Source organism: Candidatus Sarcina troglodytae, from assembly GCF_015708635.1.
GTDB classification, from domain to species: Bacteria; Bacillota; Clostridia; order Clostridiales; family Clostridiaceae; genus Sarcina; species Sarcina ventriculi.
In genome coordinates this window covers 1,666,271-1,684,459 of the sequence record NZ_CP051754.1, presented here as the reverse complement: position 1 = coordinate 1,684,459, position 18,189 = coordinate 1,666,271, and the positions used below count along the sequence as shown (strand labels likewise).

At 26.5% G+C, this 18,189-nt stretch carries 17 protein-coding genes, 1 pseudogene, 1 riboswitch and 1 other annotated feature; of the genes and pseudogenes, 9 read left to right on the top strand and 9 right to left on the bottom strand.

What is annotated here, in order from left to right; translation table 11 throughout:
• Positions 1-36 precede the first annotated feature (36 nt).
• On the bottom strand, positions 37-417 hold the full coding sequence (gene crcB / locus HH195_RS07655; protein WP_196370588.1) for a fluoride efflux transporter CrcB: 381 nt from the start codon (positions 415-417) through the stop codon (positions 37-39).
• Between the two features lie 79 nt (positions 418-496).
• A riboswitch (Fluoride riboswitch) is annotated at positions 497-562 on the bottom strand.
• Between the two features lie 291 nt (positions 563-853).
• Here crcB and HH195_RS07650 point away from each other — a divergent pair.
• On the top strand, positions 854-2,134 hold the full coding sequence (locus HH195_RS07650; protein WP_055257328.1) for an MFS transporter: 1,281 nt from the start codon (positions 854-856) through the stop codon (positions 2,132-2,134).
• A gap of 80 nt (positions 2,135-2,214) precedes the next feature.
• Here HH195_RS07650 and HH195_RS07645 read toward each other — a convergent pair whose 3' ends face one another.
• Both HH195_RS07645 and HH195_RS07640 read right to left on the bottom strand, forming a co-directional pair.
• Complete coding sequence (locus tag HH195_RS07645; RefSeq protein WP_196370586.1) at positions 2,215-2,676, bottom strand: MarR family transcriptional regulator; 462 nt, start codon at positions 2,674-2,676, stop codon at positions 2,215-2,217.
• 111 nt (positions 2,677-2,787) lie between these two features.
• Positions 2,788-4,464 carry an alpha-keto acid decarboxylase family protein gene (locus tag HH195_RS07640; RefSeq protein WP_196370584.1) on the bottom strand — a complete coding sequence of 559 codons (1,677 nt, stop codon included), beginning with the start codon at positions 4,462-4,464 and terminating at the stop codon, positions 2,788-2,790.
• Positions 4,465-4,695: 231 nt separating this feature from the next.
• On the opposite strand from HH195_RS07640, the gene HH195_RS07635 reads away from it, so the two are divergent.
• On the top strand, positions 4,696-5,001 hold the full coding sequence (locus tag HH195_RS07635) for a DUF6483 family protein (protein ID WP_055257325.1): 306 nt from the start codon (positions 4,696-4,698) through the stop codon (positions 4,999-5,001).
• A 4-nt stretch (positions 5,002-5,005) separates the two neighbouring features.
• Here the strand turns inward: HH195_RS07635 and HH195_RS07630 are convergent.
• From HH195_RS07630 to HH195_RS07620, 3 genes and pseudogenes are all read right to left on the bottom strand, one after another.
• Positions 5,006-5,377 (bottom strand): annotated as a pseudogene (locus tag HH195_RS07630) (ferredoxin); the annotation flags it as partial.
• A gap of 258 nt (positions 5,378-5,635) precedes the next feature.
• A complete protein-coding gene (asnA, locus tag HH195_RS07625) occupies positions 5,636-6,658 on the bottom strand; it encodes an aspartate--ammonia ligase (protein WP_196370582.1) in 1,023 nt (340 codons plus the stop codon).
• Positions 6,659-6,794: 136 nt separating this feature from the next.
• Positions 6,795-7,060, bottom strand: a binding site (T-box leader).
• A 63-nt stretch (positions 7,061-7,123) separates the two neighbouring features.
• Complete coding sequence (locus tag HH195_RS07620) at positions 7,124-9,697, bottom strand: YfhO family protein (protein WP_196370580.1); 2,574 nt, start codon at positions 9,695-9,697, stop codon at positions 7,124-7,126.
• Between the two features lie 199 nt (positions 9,698-9,896).
• On the opposite strand from HH195_RS07620, the gene HH195_RS07615 reads away from it, so the two are divergent.
• Positions 9,897-10,763, top strand: coding sequence for a glycerophosphodiester phosphodiesterase family protein (locus HH195_RS07615; RefSeq protein WP_196370578.1), 867 nt, complete (start codon positions 9,897-9,899; stop codon positions 10,761-10,763).
• A gap of 177 nt (positions 10,764-10,940) precedes the next feature.
• The gene (locus HH195_RS07610; protein ID WP_196370576.1) at positions 10,941-11,687 is read left to right on the top strand and encodes a glycerophosphodiester phosphodiesterase family protein; all 747 of its coding nucleotides are present in this window, start codon (positions 10,941-10,943) and stop codon (positions 11,685-11,687) included.
• Positions 11,688-11,734: 47 nt separating this feature from the next.
• Here HH195_RS07610 and HH195_RS07605 read toward each other — a convergent pair whose 3' ends face one another.
• A complete protein-coding gene (locus HH195_RS07605) occupies positions 11,735-12,160 on the bottom strand; it encodes a hypothetical protein (RefSeq protein WP_196370574.1) in 426 nt (141 codons plus the stop codon).
• 175 nt (positions 12,161-12,335) lie between these two features.
• Here HH195_RS07605 and HH195_RS07600 point away from each other — a divergent pair, with 175 nt between their 5' ends.
• Both HH195_RS07600 and HH195_RS07595 read left to right on the top strand, forming a co-directional pair.
• A complete protein-coding gene (locus HH195_RS07600; protein WP_058992105.1) occupies positions 12,336-12,764 on the top strand; it encodes a 2-thiouracil desulfurase family protein in 429 nt (142 codons plus the stop codon).
• 110 nt (positions 12,765-12,874) lie between these two features.
• Positions 12,875-13,891 carry an alpha-hydroxy-acid oxidizing protein gene (locus HH195_RS07595; protein ID WP_196370572.1) on the top strand — a complete coding sequence of 339 codons (1,017 nt, stop codon included), beginning with the start codon at positions 12,875-12,877 and terminating at the stop codon, positions 13,889-13,891.
• A gap of 57 nt (positions 13,892-13,948) precedes the next feature.
• Here HH195_RS07595 and HH195_RS07590 read toward each other — a convergent pair whose 3' ends face one another.
• The gene (locus HH195_RS07590; protein WP_196370570.1) at positions 13,949-14,794 is read right to left on the bottom strand and encodes a fused DSP-PTPase phosphatase/NAD kinase-like protein; all 846 of its coding nucleotides are present in this window, start codon (positions 14,792-14,794) and stop codon (positions 13,949-13,951) included.
• A gap of 229 nt (positions 14,795-15,023) precedes the next feature.
• Between HH195_RS07590 and HH195_RS07585 the strand changes: the two genes are divergently transcribed.
• Positions 15,024-16,445 carry a flotillin family protein gene (locus HH195_RS07585; protein WP_196370568.1) on the top strand — a complete coding sequence of 474 codons (1,422 nt, stop codon included), beginning with the start codon at positions 15,024-15,026 and terminating at the stop codon, positions 16,443-16,445.
• A 121-nt stretch (positions 16,446-16,566) separates the two neighbouring features.
• A complete protein-coding gene (locus HH195_RS12590; protein ID WP_371811691.1) occupies positions 16,567-16,761 on the top strand; it encodes an ATP-binding protein in 195 nt (64 codons plus the stop codon).
• A 60-nt stretch (positions 16,762-16,821) separates the two neighbouring features.
• Here the strand turns inward: HH195_RS12590 and nudC are convergent, their stop codons facing one another.
• A complete protein-coding gene (gene nudC / locus HH195_RS07575) occupies positions 16,822-17,661 on the bottom strand; it encodes an NAD(+) diphosphatase (RefSeq protein ID WP_196370564.1) in 840 nt (279 codons plus the stop codon).
• Positions 17,662-17,932: 271 nt separating this feature from the next.
• Here nudC and HH195_RS07570 point away from each other — a divergent pair, with 271 nt between their 5' ends.
• The gene (locus HH195_RS07570; RefSeq protein ID WP_055257311.1) at positions 17,933-18,085 is read left to right on the top strand and encodes a zinc-ribbon domain-containing protein; all 153 of its coding nucleotides are present in this window, start codon (positions 17,933-17,935) and stop codon (positions 18,083-18,085) included.
• The last annotated feature ends 104 nt before the right edge of the window (positions 18,086-18,189 follow it).

Sequence of the window (18,189 nt, the reverse complement as noted above, 5' to 3'; positions counted from 1 at the left end):
AAAAAGATACCTTGATTAAGGTATCTTTTTTTGAAACTAGATAGCAGAGGCTAAAAACTGACCAAGGATTACTCCTCCAAGGCTTAAGAATAAATTAAGTGCAGCATTTAGTGATCCAAGACCAATACTACCTGCTGAAAATAATGATATTGTTTCATAAGAAAATGTTGAAAATGTAGTAAGTCCACCCATAATACCAGTTGTTATAAATAGTTTAGCATTTGGTGATACAGTTCCTTTTAGGCTTAATGTCATTACAAATCCTATTAATATAGCACCTAATATATTTACTATTAGTGTGCCATAAGGAAAGGCACTCCCAAAAAGTTTAACTGCGTAGTTAGATATAATATATCTAGAGGCAGCACCTAAAAATCCTCCACATCCGACTAATAGTATTAAGTATAATTTTTGCATTTATTATTCCTCCTCTGTAATTATGTAGAAAATAAAAAAACTCCTACACAAAATATTTTATCGATAATTAAATAAAATATTTTGTGTAGGAGTCATTAGCTTTAAAATAAAGCGGTTTAGGGTTAACTCCATAACCCATTAAATTATACGCTTATATGATACTATGCTTATCAATTTATGTCAATAGAATTATATTGATATGTAATTATGATGGATTTGATAATAATTTTACCAATATATTTTATAAGAAATATAATACAATTTAACTATAATATACTTATTTATGAAATTTATAAACAAATTATAAATTTTCAATAAAACGTGATTAATATCACAGTTTGAAAGATTCTTGTATGATACCATCTAGTGGTAAAAGTTAATTTTTAAACAATAAAGTTAAAAAAATAACAAAATATAAAAGAAATGGAGGAAAATAATGAGTAATTATAATTTAAGAGGAAGCTCAACTAGAGGTCTTGTAGGAACGACTTTAGGGTTTTTTGTAGGATTTGCAGCAGTAGCTCTTTATGGTTCAACTGCAACTGTTTTTAAAGGTGTATTTCAAGATTTAAATCCTATATTATTGGCATTATTAGTAGCTGCACCTAATTTATCTGGTGCCCTTCTTAGAATTCCTTTTGGGGCTTGGGTTGATACAACAGGTGGAAAAAAACCATTTATAGTATTATTTATATTATCAATTATAGGAATGTCAGGCTTATATATTCTAGTTGCTTTCTTTGGAGATAGTTTGGGTAATTATTATTCATTATTATTTATATTTGGTATATTATCAGGATGCGGTATAGCAACATTCTCAGTAGGAGCTAGTCAAACATCATATTGGTTCCCTAAAAGTAAGCAAGGTGTAGCGTTAGGCGCTTATGCTGGATTTGGTAACTTAGCTCCAGGAATATTTTCTCTTATTTTACCTATAATAGCATTACCATTATTAGGATTATCAGGATCTTATTTAGCATGGTTAATATTTTTAATATTAGGTACAATAGCATATTGTTTTGTAGCAGAGAATGCTTGGTATTTTCAATTAATAAAAAAAGGTGTATCAAAGGAAAAAGCTAAGGAAATAGCTAATAAAGAATACGGTCAAGAGTTATTTCCAAATGATAAAGTAAGTGAAAGTTTAGTAACATCAGCAAAAACATGGAAAACATGGGCTTTAGTTATAATATATTTTGCAACTTTTGGAGGATTTTTAGCTTTAACAAGTTGGTTCCCAACTTATTGGACAAGTTTCTTTGGAACAAAAACAATTACAGCAGGTGTACTGACTGCAATGTATTCACTTTTAACTTCACTTATAAGAGTATATGGTGGAAAACTAGCAGATAAAAAAGGTGGAGAAAAGGTTACAATAATAGCATTAGTTATTGCACTTATTGGAGCAATCTTTATGACATTTGCAGGTTCTATAGGATTTGCAATAGTAGGTGTTGTAATTTTAGCTATAGGAATGGGTATTGCCAATGGTGGAGTATTTAAAATAGTTCCAAATGCTGTTCCACATGCTGTAGGAGGAGCTACAGGATGGATTGGAGGTCTTGGAGCATTAGGTGGATTTATAATACCAATTGTGATGGCAAGTTTTGTGTCAGGAACTGAAGGATATTCAACAGGATTCTCTGTGTTTATAGTTCTTATGGTTATATCTATTATAATAGTAGGTGTTTTAAGCAAGGGAAAGAAAAAAGCATAGATTATATGAATTAATAAGTATTAAAAAGGTAGTATCAATTTACTTTGATACTACCTTTTTATATTGAAATATAATTATTTCTAATGTTTATATGTATTTTTTTCCCATATAGAATATCCATCTATATCAGAAGCTAATTTTTTCATAACAGTTTTCCAATTCTCTTTATATTCATAACCTAAAGAGTTAAAGATAGCATTCATTTTTTTATTTTGTACTTTTGTTAATTCGTTAGCAAGTTTAGTTCCAGAAGAGGTTAGACGAAGTTCTTTTATTCTTTGGTCTTTTTCAGATTTAGAGCTTTCGACAAGATTCATATCAATAAGTTGTTTTAAAGGGGTTTGAAGGGCTTGCTTGCTTATATCTAAAAGTTTTAAAAGTTTATTAACACTAATTCCAGGAAATTTATTTATAAAAAATAAAATCCTATGATGAGTTCTTTGTATTTTATATTTTTCTAAAATTCTATCTGGTTCACTTGTGAATGTTTTATATCCATAATAGAATAAAACTAATAAATCATCTAAATCATTATTATTCATTATTTTCTCCTAAAATTCGCATAATAAATAATTATTAAAAGTAATATAGCCCCACTTATATATGATAAATGGGGTTTATAAATTTTACAACTATTTTTGTTATTTTATATTTTAATATTGATTTTGCTTAGAAAATTTCTCTGATAAATTCTTTAATAATTTTGGTGCGTCCATTTTTCCCATAACTACTTCAACTAATACAAGTTTATCTTTTATGTTATTTATTTTGTTTAAAACAGTATCTAATTCTTTAGCACTTGTAACTTTAAATGATACACTTTTAGAAGAACCATTAAATACTTGAGGAAGTGATTTATAATCCCACATATTTATATCATTATAGTGCCTATTTGCTCCATGTATATATCTTTCAACAGTATATCCATCATTATTTATAATAAACAAAATAGGGTTTAAGTTGTTGTATAGTATAGTTGATAATTCTTGCGCAGTCAATTGGAATGATCCATCGCCTATTAAGAGAATATTACGGCGAGTTTTATCAGCTATTTGAGTTCCAAGTAGTGCACCTAAGGTGTATCCAATTGAACCCCAAAGAGGTTGTCCAACAAACATACAATTTTCCTTAAGATTTAATGTACAAGCTCCAAAAAATGAAGTTCCTTGTTCAGCCAATAGTACATCATTAGGTTTAATAAAATTATTAATCTTATTAAAGAAAGATTTTTGAGTTAAGATTTCACTAGAATTTAATTCGTCACAAGGAATATCTTCTTCGATATTAATATTTTCCTTTTTAAAATTTCTAGATGTAACATTAGATGCTAATTTTGTTAATATGTCTTTCATGTAAATATTACTAAAGGTTTTATTATCAAGAGTTGAAAATAGTGGATGAATATTTATTATATCAATATCGTTTAGATTATGAATGAAGCTAAATCCAGCAGTAATTGAATCTGTAAGTTTTACTCCAATAAGTATAAAGCAATCAGCTTTTTCAACTATAGATTTTATGTAATCATTGCTTAAAGTTCCATTGTATGTTCCGATAAATTGGGAATGAGTTTCATCTATAACTCCTTTTCCAAGTCCTAGAGAGGCAACAGGTAAACCTGATTTTTCAACAAAATTTAAAAGTTCATTATTTAGACCATATCTATTAACTTCAAAATCAGTTAAAATCATAGGAAATTTAGCATTATTAATTTTATTAAGTAAGTTTTCAGTGAATTTTTCTAGAGTTTTTTTATCGCTTTCAAATTTGCTAAGAGAAAGTGGAGAATCATTATCTAAAATTTCAGCACCACTAATGTCGATAGGAAGACCTATATAAACTGGCTTTTTTTCATAATAACATTTGCAAAGAATAGAATCTATCTCTTTAGAAGCTTTATCTAGGTCATCTAATATACAAGTTCCAACAGTAACTTGTTTAAAGGCTTCAGAAAAATTATTAAATATTCCTTCACCTAGAGTGTGATGAACTAGTTTTTTATTATTTATAACTGTAGTAGAAGGCATTCCGACAATTTTTATAACAGGAACATGTTCTGCATAAGAACCTGCTATTCCATTTATGGCACTAAGTTCTCCTACACCAAAAGTTGTAACTAATGCTCCCATTCCATTTATTCTTGCATAACCATCAGCTGCATAAGAAGCGTTTAATTCGTTACAATTTCCTATCCAATTTAGGTTTTCAGCATCATCTATTTGATCTAAAAATAGAAGATTATAATCACCTGGGACACCAAAGACATCTTTAATTCCTAATTCTTTTAATCTTTTTATTAAATAATTTCCAACTGTTATTTTTTTTGTCATATTAACACCCCATTTTGTAGTTTTATGCGTTAACTTATCTTATATGCAATAAAAATAAGTTTAAATTTCATATTTTATATATTGGACAAAATTTAATTCAGTTTAAATTATAGCAATATCGATTATAATAGTCAACAATGTTGACCTAAAAATTATAATTACTATTTGAATAAAATAAAGGTTTTGTATAAAATATTTTTATGTAATAAAAATTAAAAGGAAGTGAAAAAGATGGGTCTTTTTTATAAACAAAAACAAGATAAATTCTTAGATTTTGAGAGTTTATCTGGGGATGATATGATATATATTGTTTTAAAAAAATTAGTAGCAGAGGGAAAGTTTAATGAGGGAGAAAATTTTCTTTTTGAAGAAGCTAAAAAAAATATTACACCAAGAGTTTTTAATATAGGAACTTGGTTTTATGAAACATTAAATGAGAAAGAAGATGAAGAATTATTAAAAGCAAATTTCACAAGAGAAGAAATAGAAGATGGCTTAAAAGATTTTAAAAAAATCTTTAAAGCCATGAATAAGTAAAAAGTTATTTAAGTTTTCCATCAACTGAAACAATAGATACTTTTAATGGGATATTTTTAGTGCTGTTTTCTATGGCTTTTTTCACTACATTAACCATGTTAGCACAGCATGGAACTTCCATTCGTAGAACTGTTATAGATTTTATAGCATTTTTAGTAAGTATTTCTGTAAGTTTTTCAGAATAATCAACTGCATCTAATTTAGGGCAGCCAATAAGAGTAACTTTACCCTTTATAAATTCATTATGTATGTTAGCATAAGCATATGCTGTACAATCAGCTGCGATTAAAAGATCGCAATTATCAAATTTGGGGTTTACAGTTCCTATAAGTTTAATTTGTATTGGCCATTGCATAAGAGTTGTGCTTTCAGATGGATTGTTTAGTTTATTATTCATTAATGACAAATTATTGTTCATAATTAGTACTCCTTTTTTTAGTTTTTATATTTAATCAATGTAATTTCTATTTAACATGAGTTAATTATAAAACTTAAAAAAAAAAAAAACGGTAATTTAAGTTACCATTTAATTTAAGGGGTATCTAAAATAAATGTTGATTTTAGAGAGATTGAATTAAATATTAAACTATTTTATTCTTTCTAAAATCAGCATTTTATAAAAGATAAATATATTTTAAAGAAGTTTAATGTTATTTTGTGAGCATTTTTCTAAAGTGAAATCGTCCCAGACAGTTGCTTGAACTTCTCCGATATGTGCTTTTCTTAAGAAAAACATGCATATTCTAGATTGTCCAATGCCTCCACCTAATGTTTGAGGTAGCTTATCATTTAAAAGAAGACTGTGAAATTCAAGATTAGCTCTATCCTCACAATTAGCTTTTTTTAATTGAGATAAAAGAGTGCTTTTATCTACTCTTATTCCCATAGATGATAGTTCAAAAGCTTTGTCTAAAACTGGATAATAAAAAAGAATATCTCCATTTAAATTCCAATCATCATAATCAGGGCTTCTATCATCATGCTTATAACCAGATGTTAGAGTGTCTCCAATACCTATTAAAAATACAGCTTTTTTTTCTCTACAAATAGCATTTTCTCGTTCTTTAGGTGATAAATTAGGATACATATTATAAAGTTCTTCAGTGGTTATGAATGTTATTTCTTCTGGCAATATTTTTTCTATATGTGGATAAAGTGTAGCTACATAATTTTCTGTATCTTTAAAAACTTTATATATAGCTTTAACGCTATCTTTTAAATAAGATAAATTTCTATCTTCGTTAGTTATTATTTTTTCCCAATCCCATTGATCAACGTATATTGAGTGTAGGTTATCTAAATCTTCATCACGTCTTATAGCGTTCATATCTGTATATAAGCCTTCATATGTTTTAAAATCATATCTTTTAAGCGCAAGTCTTTTCCACTTAGCTAAAGAATGGACTATTTCAACATCACCTTTTGTAGCCTTAATATCAAATAAAACAGGGCGTTCTACACCGTTTAAATTGTCATTAAGCCCAGAACCGTATGGTAAAAATAGTGGAGCTGATACTCTAGTTAAATTTAAAGCTTTAGATAAAGAATTTTCAAAAAAATCTTTAACCTTTTTTATTGCGATTTCTGTTTCTTTTAATGATAAAGTTTGTACATAACTATCAGGAATAAATACTTTTGATGTTGTTTGTTGTTTCATAAATTATCTCCTTTAAAATGTTTAATTATTAAATCTTAAATATATTTTTATATTCTATTTATTGCAAATATAACAATAATTATGCTTTTACAATATTATTTTATGTGGAAATTAAAAAAGACCTATTCATCCTATATAATAGGACGAAAGGTCTAAAAGTTTTCCGCGGTACCACCTAAAATTAGCTAAAAAGCTCTCTTAAACAATATTGAATAAAATGTAATTTTCAATATCTCTCTTTTTTAACGGTAAGACACCGTCTAAGCCTACTATCTAATGGAGAGATTTCGGTTAGAAATTCAAGGATGTTCTTCATAAAAGTTGCCTTTATGAGGCTTACACCATCCCTCATTCGCTTAAAAGGTTTATAACTTAAATTACTCTTCCTATCAATATTTTTACGTTTTAAAATTATTATATACAATATATCTTTAATAAATAAATTTGTCAATAAATTTTATAATATTAATTTTCAAAAATAATAATAATAAATAGAAGTACCAAACCTATAATACATGAAATTATCCCTAAATAAATGCCTTGAGGAACAAATTTAAGTAAAATATTTTGTGTTCCCTTTTGAAGACGAATTTCAGTTAAGTAATTGAAATTATAAGTTTTTACTTGTTTTCCGTTAATATAAGCTTTCCAGCTAGTATCATAAGGAATTGATAAAAATAAAGCTTGATTATCATTTGATACAGTTACATTTCCGCTAACTGTGGTATTAGTAACTTTTAAGTTTTGAATTTCTTGTTTTTTTAGCGTTGATATTGTTTTGTTAAATGTTTCTAAATTAAGACCATATAATTCTATGCTATCAAGATTAAAATCTACATCTTGATTAAAGTCTATGGCAAGTGTCATTTCCTGACCTTTTTTTAGATATCCAAGGTCTAAAACACTCCTGCAAAAGAAACTACCATAATCACCTAGATATTTATTGTTAGCATAAACATATGATGTTAATTTATCTGAGTTTGGAATATTTAAATAAAATTCTCCGCTGTAAGGAGCTGTATATTTTATTATAATGTTGCTTGATTTATTAGGATTTATATCCGTAACCATTTTATCATTATATTTAGCTAGATTATTCAGTTCAAGTGAATAATTAGTAATAGGTGACATATAATTTATAAAGTTAGGATTTGAAAGATTTATTCCTTCAAAAGCATTTAAAAGTATATTATCATTTTCTAAATAATTATTAGTAAAGGTTAGGCTATTATTTAATGTATAATCGCTTACCACAAAACCTAAAGAAAGAGCATAAGGATTTTCATTTATAACTCCAACTGGGCTATTTAGTTTTATGTAAGATGACCCTAAATAATCATTAGATAAAACATATTTCATATTTAAAACAGAATCTAATAAAAGATTACTATTCCAGTGCATAAGTGTTGTATATGAGTTATCATTTTGAACACCAAAATCATTTGTTAGAAATTTGTTTAATCCTTGATTAGAAAAAGTTGTGCTTATAGATAAACCATTTGCATTAAGAGCCATACCTGTATTTAAATCAGTAGTATTTGTAGTTGTTCTAAAAAATTCATTATTATTTAGATTATTTAAATAAGAAACATCATCTCTGTACTTAATTAAATCACTGTAAGTGTCGCTTTTATAAGAGCCAACTTCCCTATGTACATCAACTAAGTAGCATCTACAAGCTATAGTAGTTTCACATAAAACAGCAACAAATATAAGAGCTGAAATTATAATTATATCAGGTTTTGATAAATGGTTCTTGTTTTTATAAAGCAACAATAAAAACATATATATAATTATAAAAACAATATTTATAAGAATTATCAAGCTGTCATCATATATAAAAAATATACCAATGAGCATGCTAAGCAATATTGCACAAGATATAATGATAACTTTATTTGTTGTATATTCTATATTTATAAAAGCTTTGTACGCTATAATTAAGACCACAAAAGAAAATATAAACGAGTACCTAAACATATACCAAACAGGACTATTAAAACAATGCCAAGCAAAATTTATAATAGGCGTAGAAAAACTAAGTATAAATATAGCTAGTATTATAAAGTAAGTTAATTTTTCTTTATAAGATATTTTTTTATTTAAGAAAAATGGTATTACTAAAATAAGGGGGATAAGCCCACAATAAATATTAGGAGCACCAAAGGATATTTCATCATAAGTTCCTAAAAATAACTTTTCGGCAAATGTACTAAATCTAAAGGTATTTATAATAGGATTAGATTCAAGTCCTCCACCATTTTTAAGAGAAAAGTAAGCAGGTATTAATAAAATACAGGATATAAGTGCAGCTATTATTGCTCCTAACATAAATTTAAAAAAGTATCTAAGAAAATTCTTAAAACCTTTTTTAGATGTATCGTCTCTATTTATGTATATAGCTATAAAATATATGAAAGTAAAAATTCCTATCATATAAGATAAGTAAAAATTGGATATAAACATTATTGTTAAGAAAATAATAAAGAATCTAATTTTTTTAGTTTCTATGATTTTATGTACTCCAATTAAAATTAATGGCATAAAAATGAGTCCATCAAGCCACATAATGTTTAAAAAATATACTATTACATAGCACATAAGTGAATACATAACTGCAAACATGACAGTAAATATGTTTATATTTTTATGTACATATTTTATGTAAAGAGAGAAAGTTAATCCTTCAAAAGCTATCTTTACAAGAGTCATAACCAATAATGCAGTAGACATCATGCTACTTGGAAATAAAAGTACAATTAATGAAAATGGACTTGCTAAAAAGTAAGCAAAATTTCCTACAAAGCTTTGGCCGAGACCTATTTTCCATGTATAAAATATTTGAACAAAATTACCAGTTCTAAACATATCCTGATAACCAGTATAAAACTTAGCATATATTTTATACATATCGCCAACTAAAATACTTTCTTTACCTAAAGGGCCTATATTAGCAAAAGATAAGGCAATAAAAAGTATAATAGGAGGAATAACGAAGCTTAATAATAAATAAAGTTTTGTGTTTTTATTATTAACCATGTTTTAATCCTTTCAAGAATAATTAAATTTTTATAATAAACTATCTTTAAATTATACTTATTTATCAATAAAATTGCAAAAGAGTATGGAAAAATTCATCGAATTTTAAGAAAGAATATAAACTTATTTCATTATTAAAATTTATATAATATGTTAATAATTACAAATAATTTAGTTTGAAATTGTAGGTTAATATAATATGAGAAAAAATGTTATAAAGGTCATAAATTTTAAAAGTAAAGTTAGAAAAAAGCTATTTAAAATAGTGGCTATAATTACTTTAATATATTTTTTATTTTTTACTGTCTTTACTATAATGAGAAGAGAAGAAAAAGTGCTTTGGCTTAGAAATTGTTATTTTGCTCATAGAGGACTTTTTAACAATGATGATTTACCTGAAAATTCTATTAAAGCTTTTAAAAATGCGATAAAAAATGGTTTCGCAATAGAATTAGATGTTCAGTTTACAAAGGACAAAAAGGTTATCGTGTTTCATGATTATACATTAGAAAGACTTACAAAAGATTTAAGAAAAATAGAAGATGTAACATATGAGGAATTAGAAAGTTTAGATCTTTTAAATAGTAAGGAAAAAATCCCACTTTTAGAAGAAGTTCTAAATATAGTAAATGGAGATGTTCCTCTTTTGATTGAAATAAAAAATTGCAGTAATATTTTAGAACTTGGAGCGAGTGTAGCTGATTTGCTTGAAAATTATAATGGAAAATATGCTATACAATCTTTTGATACATGCGTGTTAAAATGGTTTAAAGAAAATAAGGGATGTAATGTATTAACAGGGCAATTAATAGGAAAGTACACAGGGATAGAAACGTTTAGACATTGTGAGAATTTAGTTTTGGATTTTAAAAAATTTTTTTTAGAATACAAGGTGGATTTCTTATCTATAGATAGTTATGATGTAGATAATTTAGCGATAAAAATATTTAGAATTCTAAGAGTTCCTATATTGTCTTGGACAATAAGAAATAATGATGAATTAGAAAATATAAAGGATTTGGCAGATGGATATATATTTGACAGTTTTGTTCCTGTAAATAATTAGATAGAAATTTGGAATGGAGATTATTTTATTAGTAAAATAACACCATATTTAAAGTGAATTTCATGATAAAAATTATTATCAATTAAATGTTATGATAAAATATAATTAAAAAATTTTATAAGTTTATAAATAAAATATTTTTTAGTGAATAGTACATTATATTTTAGGAGAATTAAGATGAAATTATTAAAAAAAGATATGACTTGGCTTTTAAATGGATATTTTGCGCATAGGGGATTATTTAATAAAGAATTTCCTGAAAATTCTATGGAAGCTTTTGATAATGCAATAAAATACGGATATGGAATAGAGCTTGATGTCCAATTTTCAAAGGATAAAAAATTAGTTGTTTTTCATGATGATAATTTAAAACGTGTTACGGGAGATAATAGGAATGTATGTGATGTAGAGTATAGAGAACTAAAAACTTTAAAACTTAGTAATACAGAAAAAACTATTCCGCTTTTTGAAGATGTTTTAAAAAAAATAGATGGAAAGGTACCATTAATAGTCGAAATTAAGCATGGAAATCAAAATGAAAAATTAGCAGAGGAAACATTTTTGCTTTTAAAAAAATATAAGGGTAAATATGCTATACAATCCTTTGATCCATTTATATTGAATTGGTATGTTAAAAATCAACCACAAATTATAAGGGGACAATTGTCTGCAAGTCCAAAAAATTATCTAGGATTTAAAGGATATGAAAAATTTATTTTAGCAAATCTTTTACTTGATTTTAAGAGTAAACCAGATTATATTTCTTATGAATTAAAAGGATTGCCTAATTTTATGGTATCATTTAGTAAAAAAATTTTTAAAACTCCTATACTTGTTTGGACTATTAAAAATGAAAATGAGCTTAGTAAGGCTAAGATATGTGCAGATGGTTATATATTTGATAGCTTTGTTCCTAGAAAATAGAATATATGGATTGCAAAAATAAATTACAATCCATATAGTGTAAAAAATTATTGCATAGAGTTGTTATTAGTTTGGCTAGTTATAGAATTTTCATTTTTATTTAATGAAAAGTTGTTGTCACTATGTGTAGCTGTAGGTTGTTGATGTTGGTTTGGCATAGAAGTATTTTTTATATTGTTAGTTATTGAATTATTATATTGATTTTCTTTTGAATTAAAGATTTTTTTTACTTCATTAGTAAAATCTTTAACTCCTTCGGCAGTATTACTACTAAATTCTTTAATTCCTTCTGTAATATCATGCTTAGCGGCAGAGGCACCGTTTTTTATGTGTGTCATAGCGTTAGCTGTATTATTTTTAATATTTTGAGCTGAGTTTTGCATTTGATTTTTTATTAACCTAGAGCTATCTTTTATATCTTGTTTCATGTTGTTTAGATTATTTTTTATTTCATTCATATTGTTTTTTTTCATAATTTTAAACACCCCTAAACTTATATTTTTATTTCAATGCTTATTTAAATAAACTAGAAACATTTGTTAGAAAATATAAAACTTATTTAAGATATTTAAGCATTGTGTAATAATATTTTGTGTTTATTGTATTTTTATATTCTATATAGACATAAATTTTAAGAGGTGATAATGGATGTTTTTAGTAAGTGCTTGTCTTTTAGGGATTAATTGCAAATATAATGGTGGCAATAATAAAAATAAGAAGGTTATAGAATTTTTAAAGAATAAAAAATTTATTATGGTATGCCCTGAGGAATTAGCTGGTTTAGGCACTCCAAGAATTCCTTGTGAGTTAATTCAAAAAGAGAATGGAGATATTGAAATAATAAATAAAGAAGGTAAAAATTTAACAAAAAAATTTTTAAATGGTGCTAATGAAGTATTAAAGATAGCAAAAAGTAATAATGTAAAAAAGGCTATTTTAAAAGCAAAAAGTCCTTCTTGTGGAAATGGTTTAATATATGATGGTTCCTTTACATCTACGTTAGTAGTAGGGGATGGTATAACTACTAAACTTTTAAAAGAAAATAATATAGAAGTGTTTACAGAAGATGAAATTTAAGGAATGATTAAAAATGAAAATTATGAGTTTTATAAATAGAAAAAACTAAAATTATAATTAAATTTGATATAATAAGATTAATATTTAATAGTTTAGGAGTGGTATTAAAAATGAAAGAAGAACAAATAAAAAAAGCAAGAGAATTATATAATGGAACTTGTAGAGTATGCAAAGTTTGTAATGGAGTAGCTTGTGCAGGTGAGGTTCCAGGAGTTGGTGGAAAAGGAACAGGAGATTCTTTTAAGGAAAATGTGAAGGCATTAAATGATATAAAAATAAATATGAGAGTTATACATAACGCTAAAAATCCAAATACTGAAACAGAATTGTTTGGGAAAAAAATGAGTGTACCAATATTTGCAGCTCCAATAACTGCGACATCCCTTAATATGGGAGGAATAGTTTCGGAAGAGGAATATATAACATCTGTTATTGAAGGATGTTTGGATTGTGGGATTTATCCAATGGTTGGAGATACAGCCATAGATGAATGTTTAGTTACGAATTTAGAGATATTAAAGCAACATAATGGACAAGGTATAGTATTTATTAAGCCAAGAAAAAATAATGTTATAATTGAAAAGATAAATATGTCCCAAAAAGCCAATGTTTTTGCTATGGGAATTGATATAGATGGTGCAGGTCTTTTAACTATGGCACTTCATGGGAAAGATGTAGAACCTAAAACTGTTGAAGAACTTAAAGAGCTTAAGGCAAGTACTAATGTTCCATTTATATTAAAAGGAATAATGACAGTAGAAGATGCTAAGTTTGCAGTAGAAGCTGGAATGGATGCTATTGTTGTGTCAAATCATGGAGGACGTGTTTTAGATCAAACACCTGGAACAGTTGAAGTTTTGCCTAAAATAGCTAGAGAGGTAAAAGGGAAAATTAAGATTTTAGTAGATGGGGGAATTAGAAGTGGAGTGGATGTATTAAAATGCTTAGCACTTGGAGCTGATGGCGTTTTAATAGGACGACCTTTTGTAACAGCAGCATTTGCAAATGGAAAAAAAGGGGTAAAAGAATATGTAGACTCACTTCAAAATGAATTGAAATCAGCTATGATACTTACAGGATGCAATACAATTTCTGAGATAGATGAAAAAGTTATATATATAAAATAGTAAAAATAAAAGATTAATTACAGTCTTATTTTGAGATGTAATTAATCTTTTTATGTTTTATAAATTATTATTAGTAGTCCATGTAGAATAAGGAATTTTATAATTATTTTCTTTATTTTCTTTGACGTATTTATAAAAGTTATCCAAAAATTCAGCACGCTCTTTAAGGTTTGTTAAATCTGCTCCGCCTTTTTTTATTTGATATTCTAATATTTCTTTTAATGATAAATTACCATCATTATTCATAATTTGATAAAGAACCATAAATTGGGTTGTTCTACCTATTCCGTGAGCACAATGAAAGTGAATATGTAAATTTTTCGGTTTATCTTTTATAAGTCTAACAAAATTATCAACTATTTCTAAAGATGGAATACCTTCATCTTTAACAGGAAGTCTTAGATAAGTAGAGTTGGAGTTTGTTATTAAAGTTTCTTCATCAAATACGGTTTTAGATTTTATGATTTTATATATTTCGCCAGTTTTTTTATAGATAGTAACATTAGTGTTGATAGGTACAGAGGATAAGAGGATTTTTTCATTCTTTAAAACATTTGTAGTATTTAATCCAGAATTTAGAACATCTGAATTGCCAAAATAACTAAAAGCTAGGTTATTTATAAAGCCATGAGATTCCTGTCTTAAATCCACAAATAAAATATCTTTAGCATTAATATCTTTTATTATGTGATTAACTTGTTTAGGGTTAAATTGGGCACTTCCTGATATATTTAAATTTTTTATGTTTCTATAATTAGCAGGTAAACTTTTTTTAGAATCAGTATCTATTATCTTTAAAGGTTCAGATATATTATTCGTTTTAGCAAATGTAATATTGGAAAAGCAAGAAAAAAATGTTGATATTATTATAAAGGTAGATAAGTATTTTAAAAATTTTTTCATAATATTCTCCTATATAGTTTAGTATTATTGTTAGTTTTTCTTATAATGCTTTTAGATATACAAATTGTATGATTTATTAAGAATTATTTTATAAATAATATGAATTAAAATATATTTGAGATAGCTAACAAAAACAATATTATATTTTGTTTTAAATATTTAAATATAGAAAAATATGGTTTTATGTAGTATTATTATAAATAAAGATATGTTTTGGGGGGAGTGAATTATGGTGTATTTAGAAAAATATTTAATTTTTTTAATACCAATAATTATTATTATAGCTTTGATTTTAGCTACATGGAAGAAAGCTCCACAGGATAAAGCTATAGTAGTAACTGGGTTAAAGAGAAGGGTTATAAGTGGAAGAGGAGGAATTGTGATTCCGTTTTTTGAGCAATGCGATAGAATATCATTAGAAAATATGAAAGTTGAAGTTAAAACTCATGAATCATTAGATAAAAATGGTGTTCCTATTGATACAGATGGTGTTGCAATAATTAAAGTAAAATCGGATACAGAAGGTGTCCTTTCAGCTGTAGAGCAATTTAATACAGGTAGAGAAAAGGAAACCATAGAAGTGATTAAAGAGACTGTTCAAGATGTTTTAGAAGGAAAACTTAGAGAGATAGTTTCAAAAATGTCTATTGAGGAAATTTATAAGGATAGAGAGATGTTTGCAAATGAGGTAGAGGATGTTGCTAAATCAGATCTTCAAAAAATGGGTCTTGAAATTAAAACATTTACTATTAGAGATATAGATGATACAAAGGGATATTTAACAGCACTTGGAGCAAAGCAAATAGCAGAGGTTAAGAAAAATGCATCAATTGCAGAAGCAGAAGCAAGACGTGAAGAGATGGAAAAAACTGCAGAAGCTAAAAAAAGAGGAACAGAAGCTCAACTTAAAGCAGAAACTGAAATTGCAAGAGCTACTAAAGAAAAAGAATTAAAGATTCAAAGTTACAAAGAAGAAGAAAAAAAGGCACAAGCAAAAGCTGATTTCGCTTATGAAGTTGAGAAAAATACTGTTCAAAAACAAGTTATAGAGGCTCTTAAAAATGCTGAGCTTTTTGAAGAACAAAGGCAAACAGAAATAGCTAAGCAACAAGCAATTAAAAAGGAAAGAGAGCTTGAAGCAAATATTAAAAAAGTTGCAGAAGCAGAAAAATATAAGGAAGAGCAAGAGGCAGATGCTGACAGATATAAGCTTATAAAACAAGCAGAGGCGGAGGCAGAATCAATAAAGATAAAAGGATTAGCAGAGGCTGAAGCTATAAGGTTAAAAGGTGAAGCAACAGCAGATGCTATGAAAGCAGAAGCCAGTGCCATGAAAGAAAAGGCAGAAGCATATAAAATGTATGGTGAGGCAGCTATAGTTCAAATGTTAGCAGATAAGTTGCCTGAGGTTGCAAAATATATTTCAGAACCAATAGGTAAAACTGAAAAAATGATAATTATTGATAATGGAGGAGATGGAGGAGCATCAAAGATAACTAAAAATGTTACTAGTATAATATCAGAAATTCCAGAAGTTATAAATTCATTAACTGGAATAGATATGATTGACATAGTTAAAAATTTGAAAAATAATAATGTGGAAAATAGTATTGATGCAAAGGACAACATAGATTGTAAAGAAGAGATTTAAATAAAATTATAAGATAATGTAAGTTAGTTACTATTTTAGTATTAGATTAATTTTAGAAGGGTCTAGAGTTTATATAGATATTTATGAAAGTGATAAAAATATAGAACTAACTTAAAAAAATATAGCAAAAGAAGAAATAAAGTTTAATTCTAAAGATACAATGGAGCGATTTGTAAGAGGAGATAAATCAAGAAATGCAGAGGGTACAGGTCTTGGTCTTGCAATAGCAAAGAGTTTTATCGAAGTTCAAGGTGGAACTTTTAATATAGTGTTAGACGGAGATTTATTTAAAGTTACAATAAAATTTAATAAATAATTTTATAAAGTAAAAGCTATGTTTTAATTATGATTATTTAAAGCATAGCTTTTTATAATGTTAATCAAATAATTTCCCTTCAATATATTTATCTATTATTTTTCTAGCAATAGTAAATTTAGGTGGTAAAACAGGTAAATTATTTTTATCAAACCAAGCAGCATGAGATATCTCAATACCATCAACATTTATTTCGCCACTAGAATATTCTGCTAGAAATCCAATCATTAATGAATTAGGAAAAGGCCAAGGTTGGCTATTTAAATATTTTATATTTTTAATTTTTATCCCTATTTCTTCAAAAACTTCACGTCTAACACAATCTTCTAAAGTTTCGTTAGAATCAACAAATCCTGCTATAAGACTATATCTATTATTATTAAATTTAGAATTGTGAGCTAATAAAAGTTTGTCATTTTTGATAACTGCAACAATAATAGCTGGAGAAATTCTTGGGTAGTCAATAAGATTGCATTCTGGACAAATTTTAGCTCTTTCATCATTTTTAAAATGTGTTTTAGAACCACATCTTCCACAATAATTGCTTTTATTATCCCAATCAAGAATTTGAGATGATTTTCCAGCCATAGAAAAACAAATATCATCTAAGTAATTGCTAGCTTCTCTAAGGTTTATTTCAATTAAATTATTATTAATAGAAATATTAGAATTTAATTCTCCACAAAAATAAGAATTATTTTCTAAACAACCTATTGGATATTTTCTGTTTAGGTAAGGAAGTAAATTTTTTATATCAAAAAAAGTAGTGAATGTTAAGGTGTTATTTTCTAAAGATTTTAAGATAAGTTTATTATCCTTAAATATAAACCATATATCGGAAGGATTGTTTTTTTCATTAAACAATATTTGGGGTTTAAATATTTCGTAATTATTTTCCATAAAAGATTATAGCAATTAAAGTAAATTGCTAAATGCACCTGCCTTTCTATTTATAATATTTATTGTATAATATCTCTTAAAAAATAAAAAGTCTATAACATTAATTACAAGTATTTAAAAAAATATGTTGCATATTTTAGGTTGCTATGTTATTCTTAAGAGGCAAGGAGATACCTTGTATAATAAATTATAAAAATTTAAGGTAGATAACTAAATTTCTCCATTAAGAGAGTTTGTTCATCGAAGTAAATTTTTAAATGGAGGAATTAAAATGGCAGATAAAACAATAGTATGCAAAGATTGCGGAAAAGATTTCGTATTTACTGAAGGAGAACAAGCATTTTACAAAGAAAAAGGATTTGATAATGATCCAGTAAGATGCCCAGAATGCAGAAGAGCAAGAAAGCAACAAAATAGAAGATAGTTAATTCAGACCATCTAAAAATTAGATGGTCTTTTTTATATTAAGATTATTTTAAAAGAGAAAATATTATTATATAATTGAGTAAATCTTATTTATATAATATT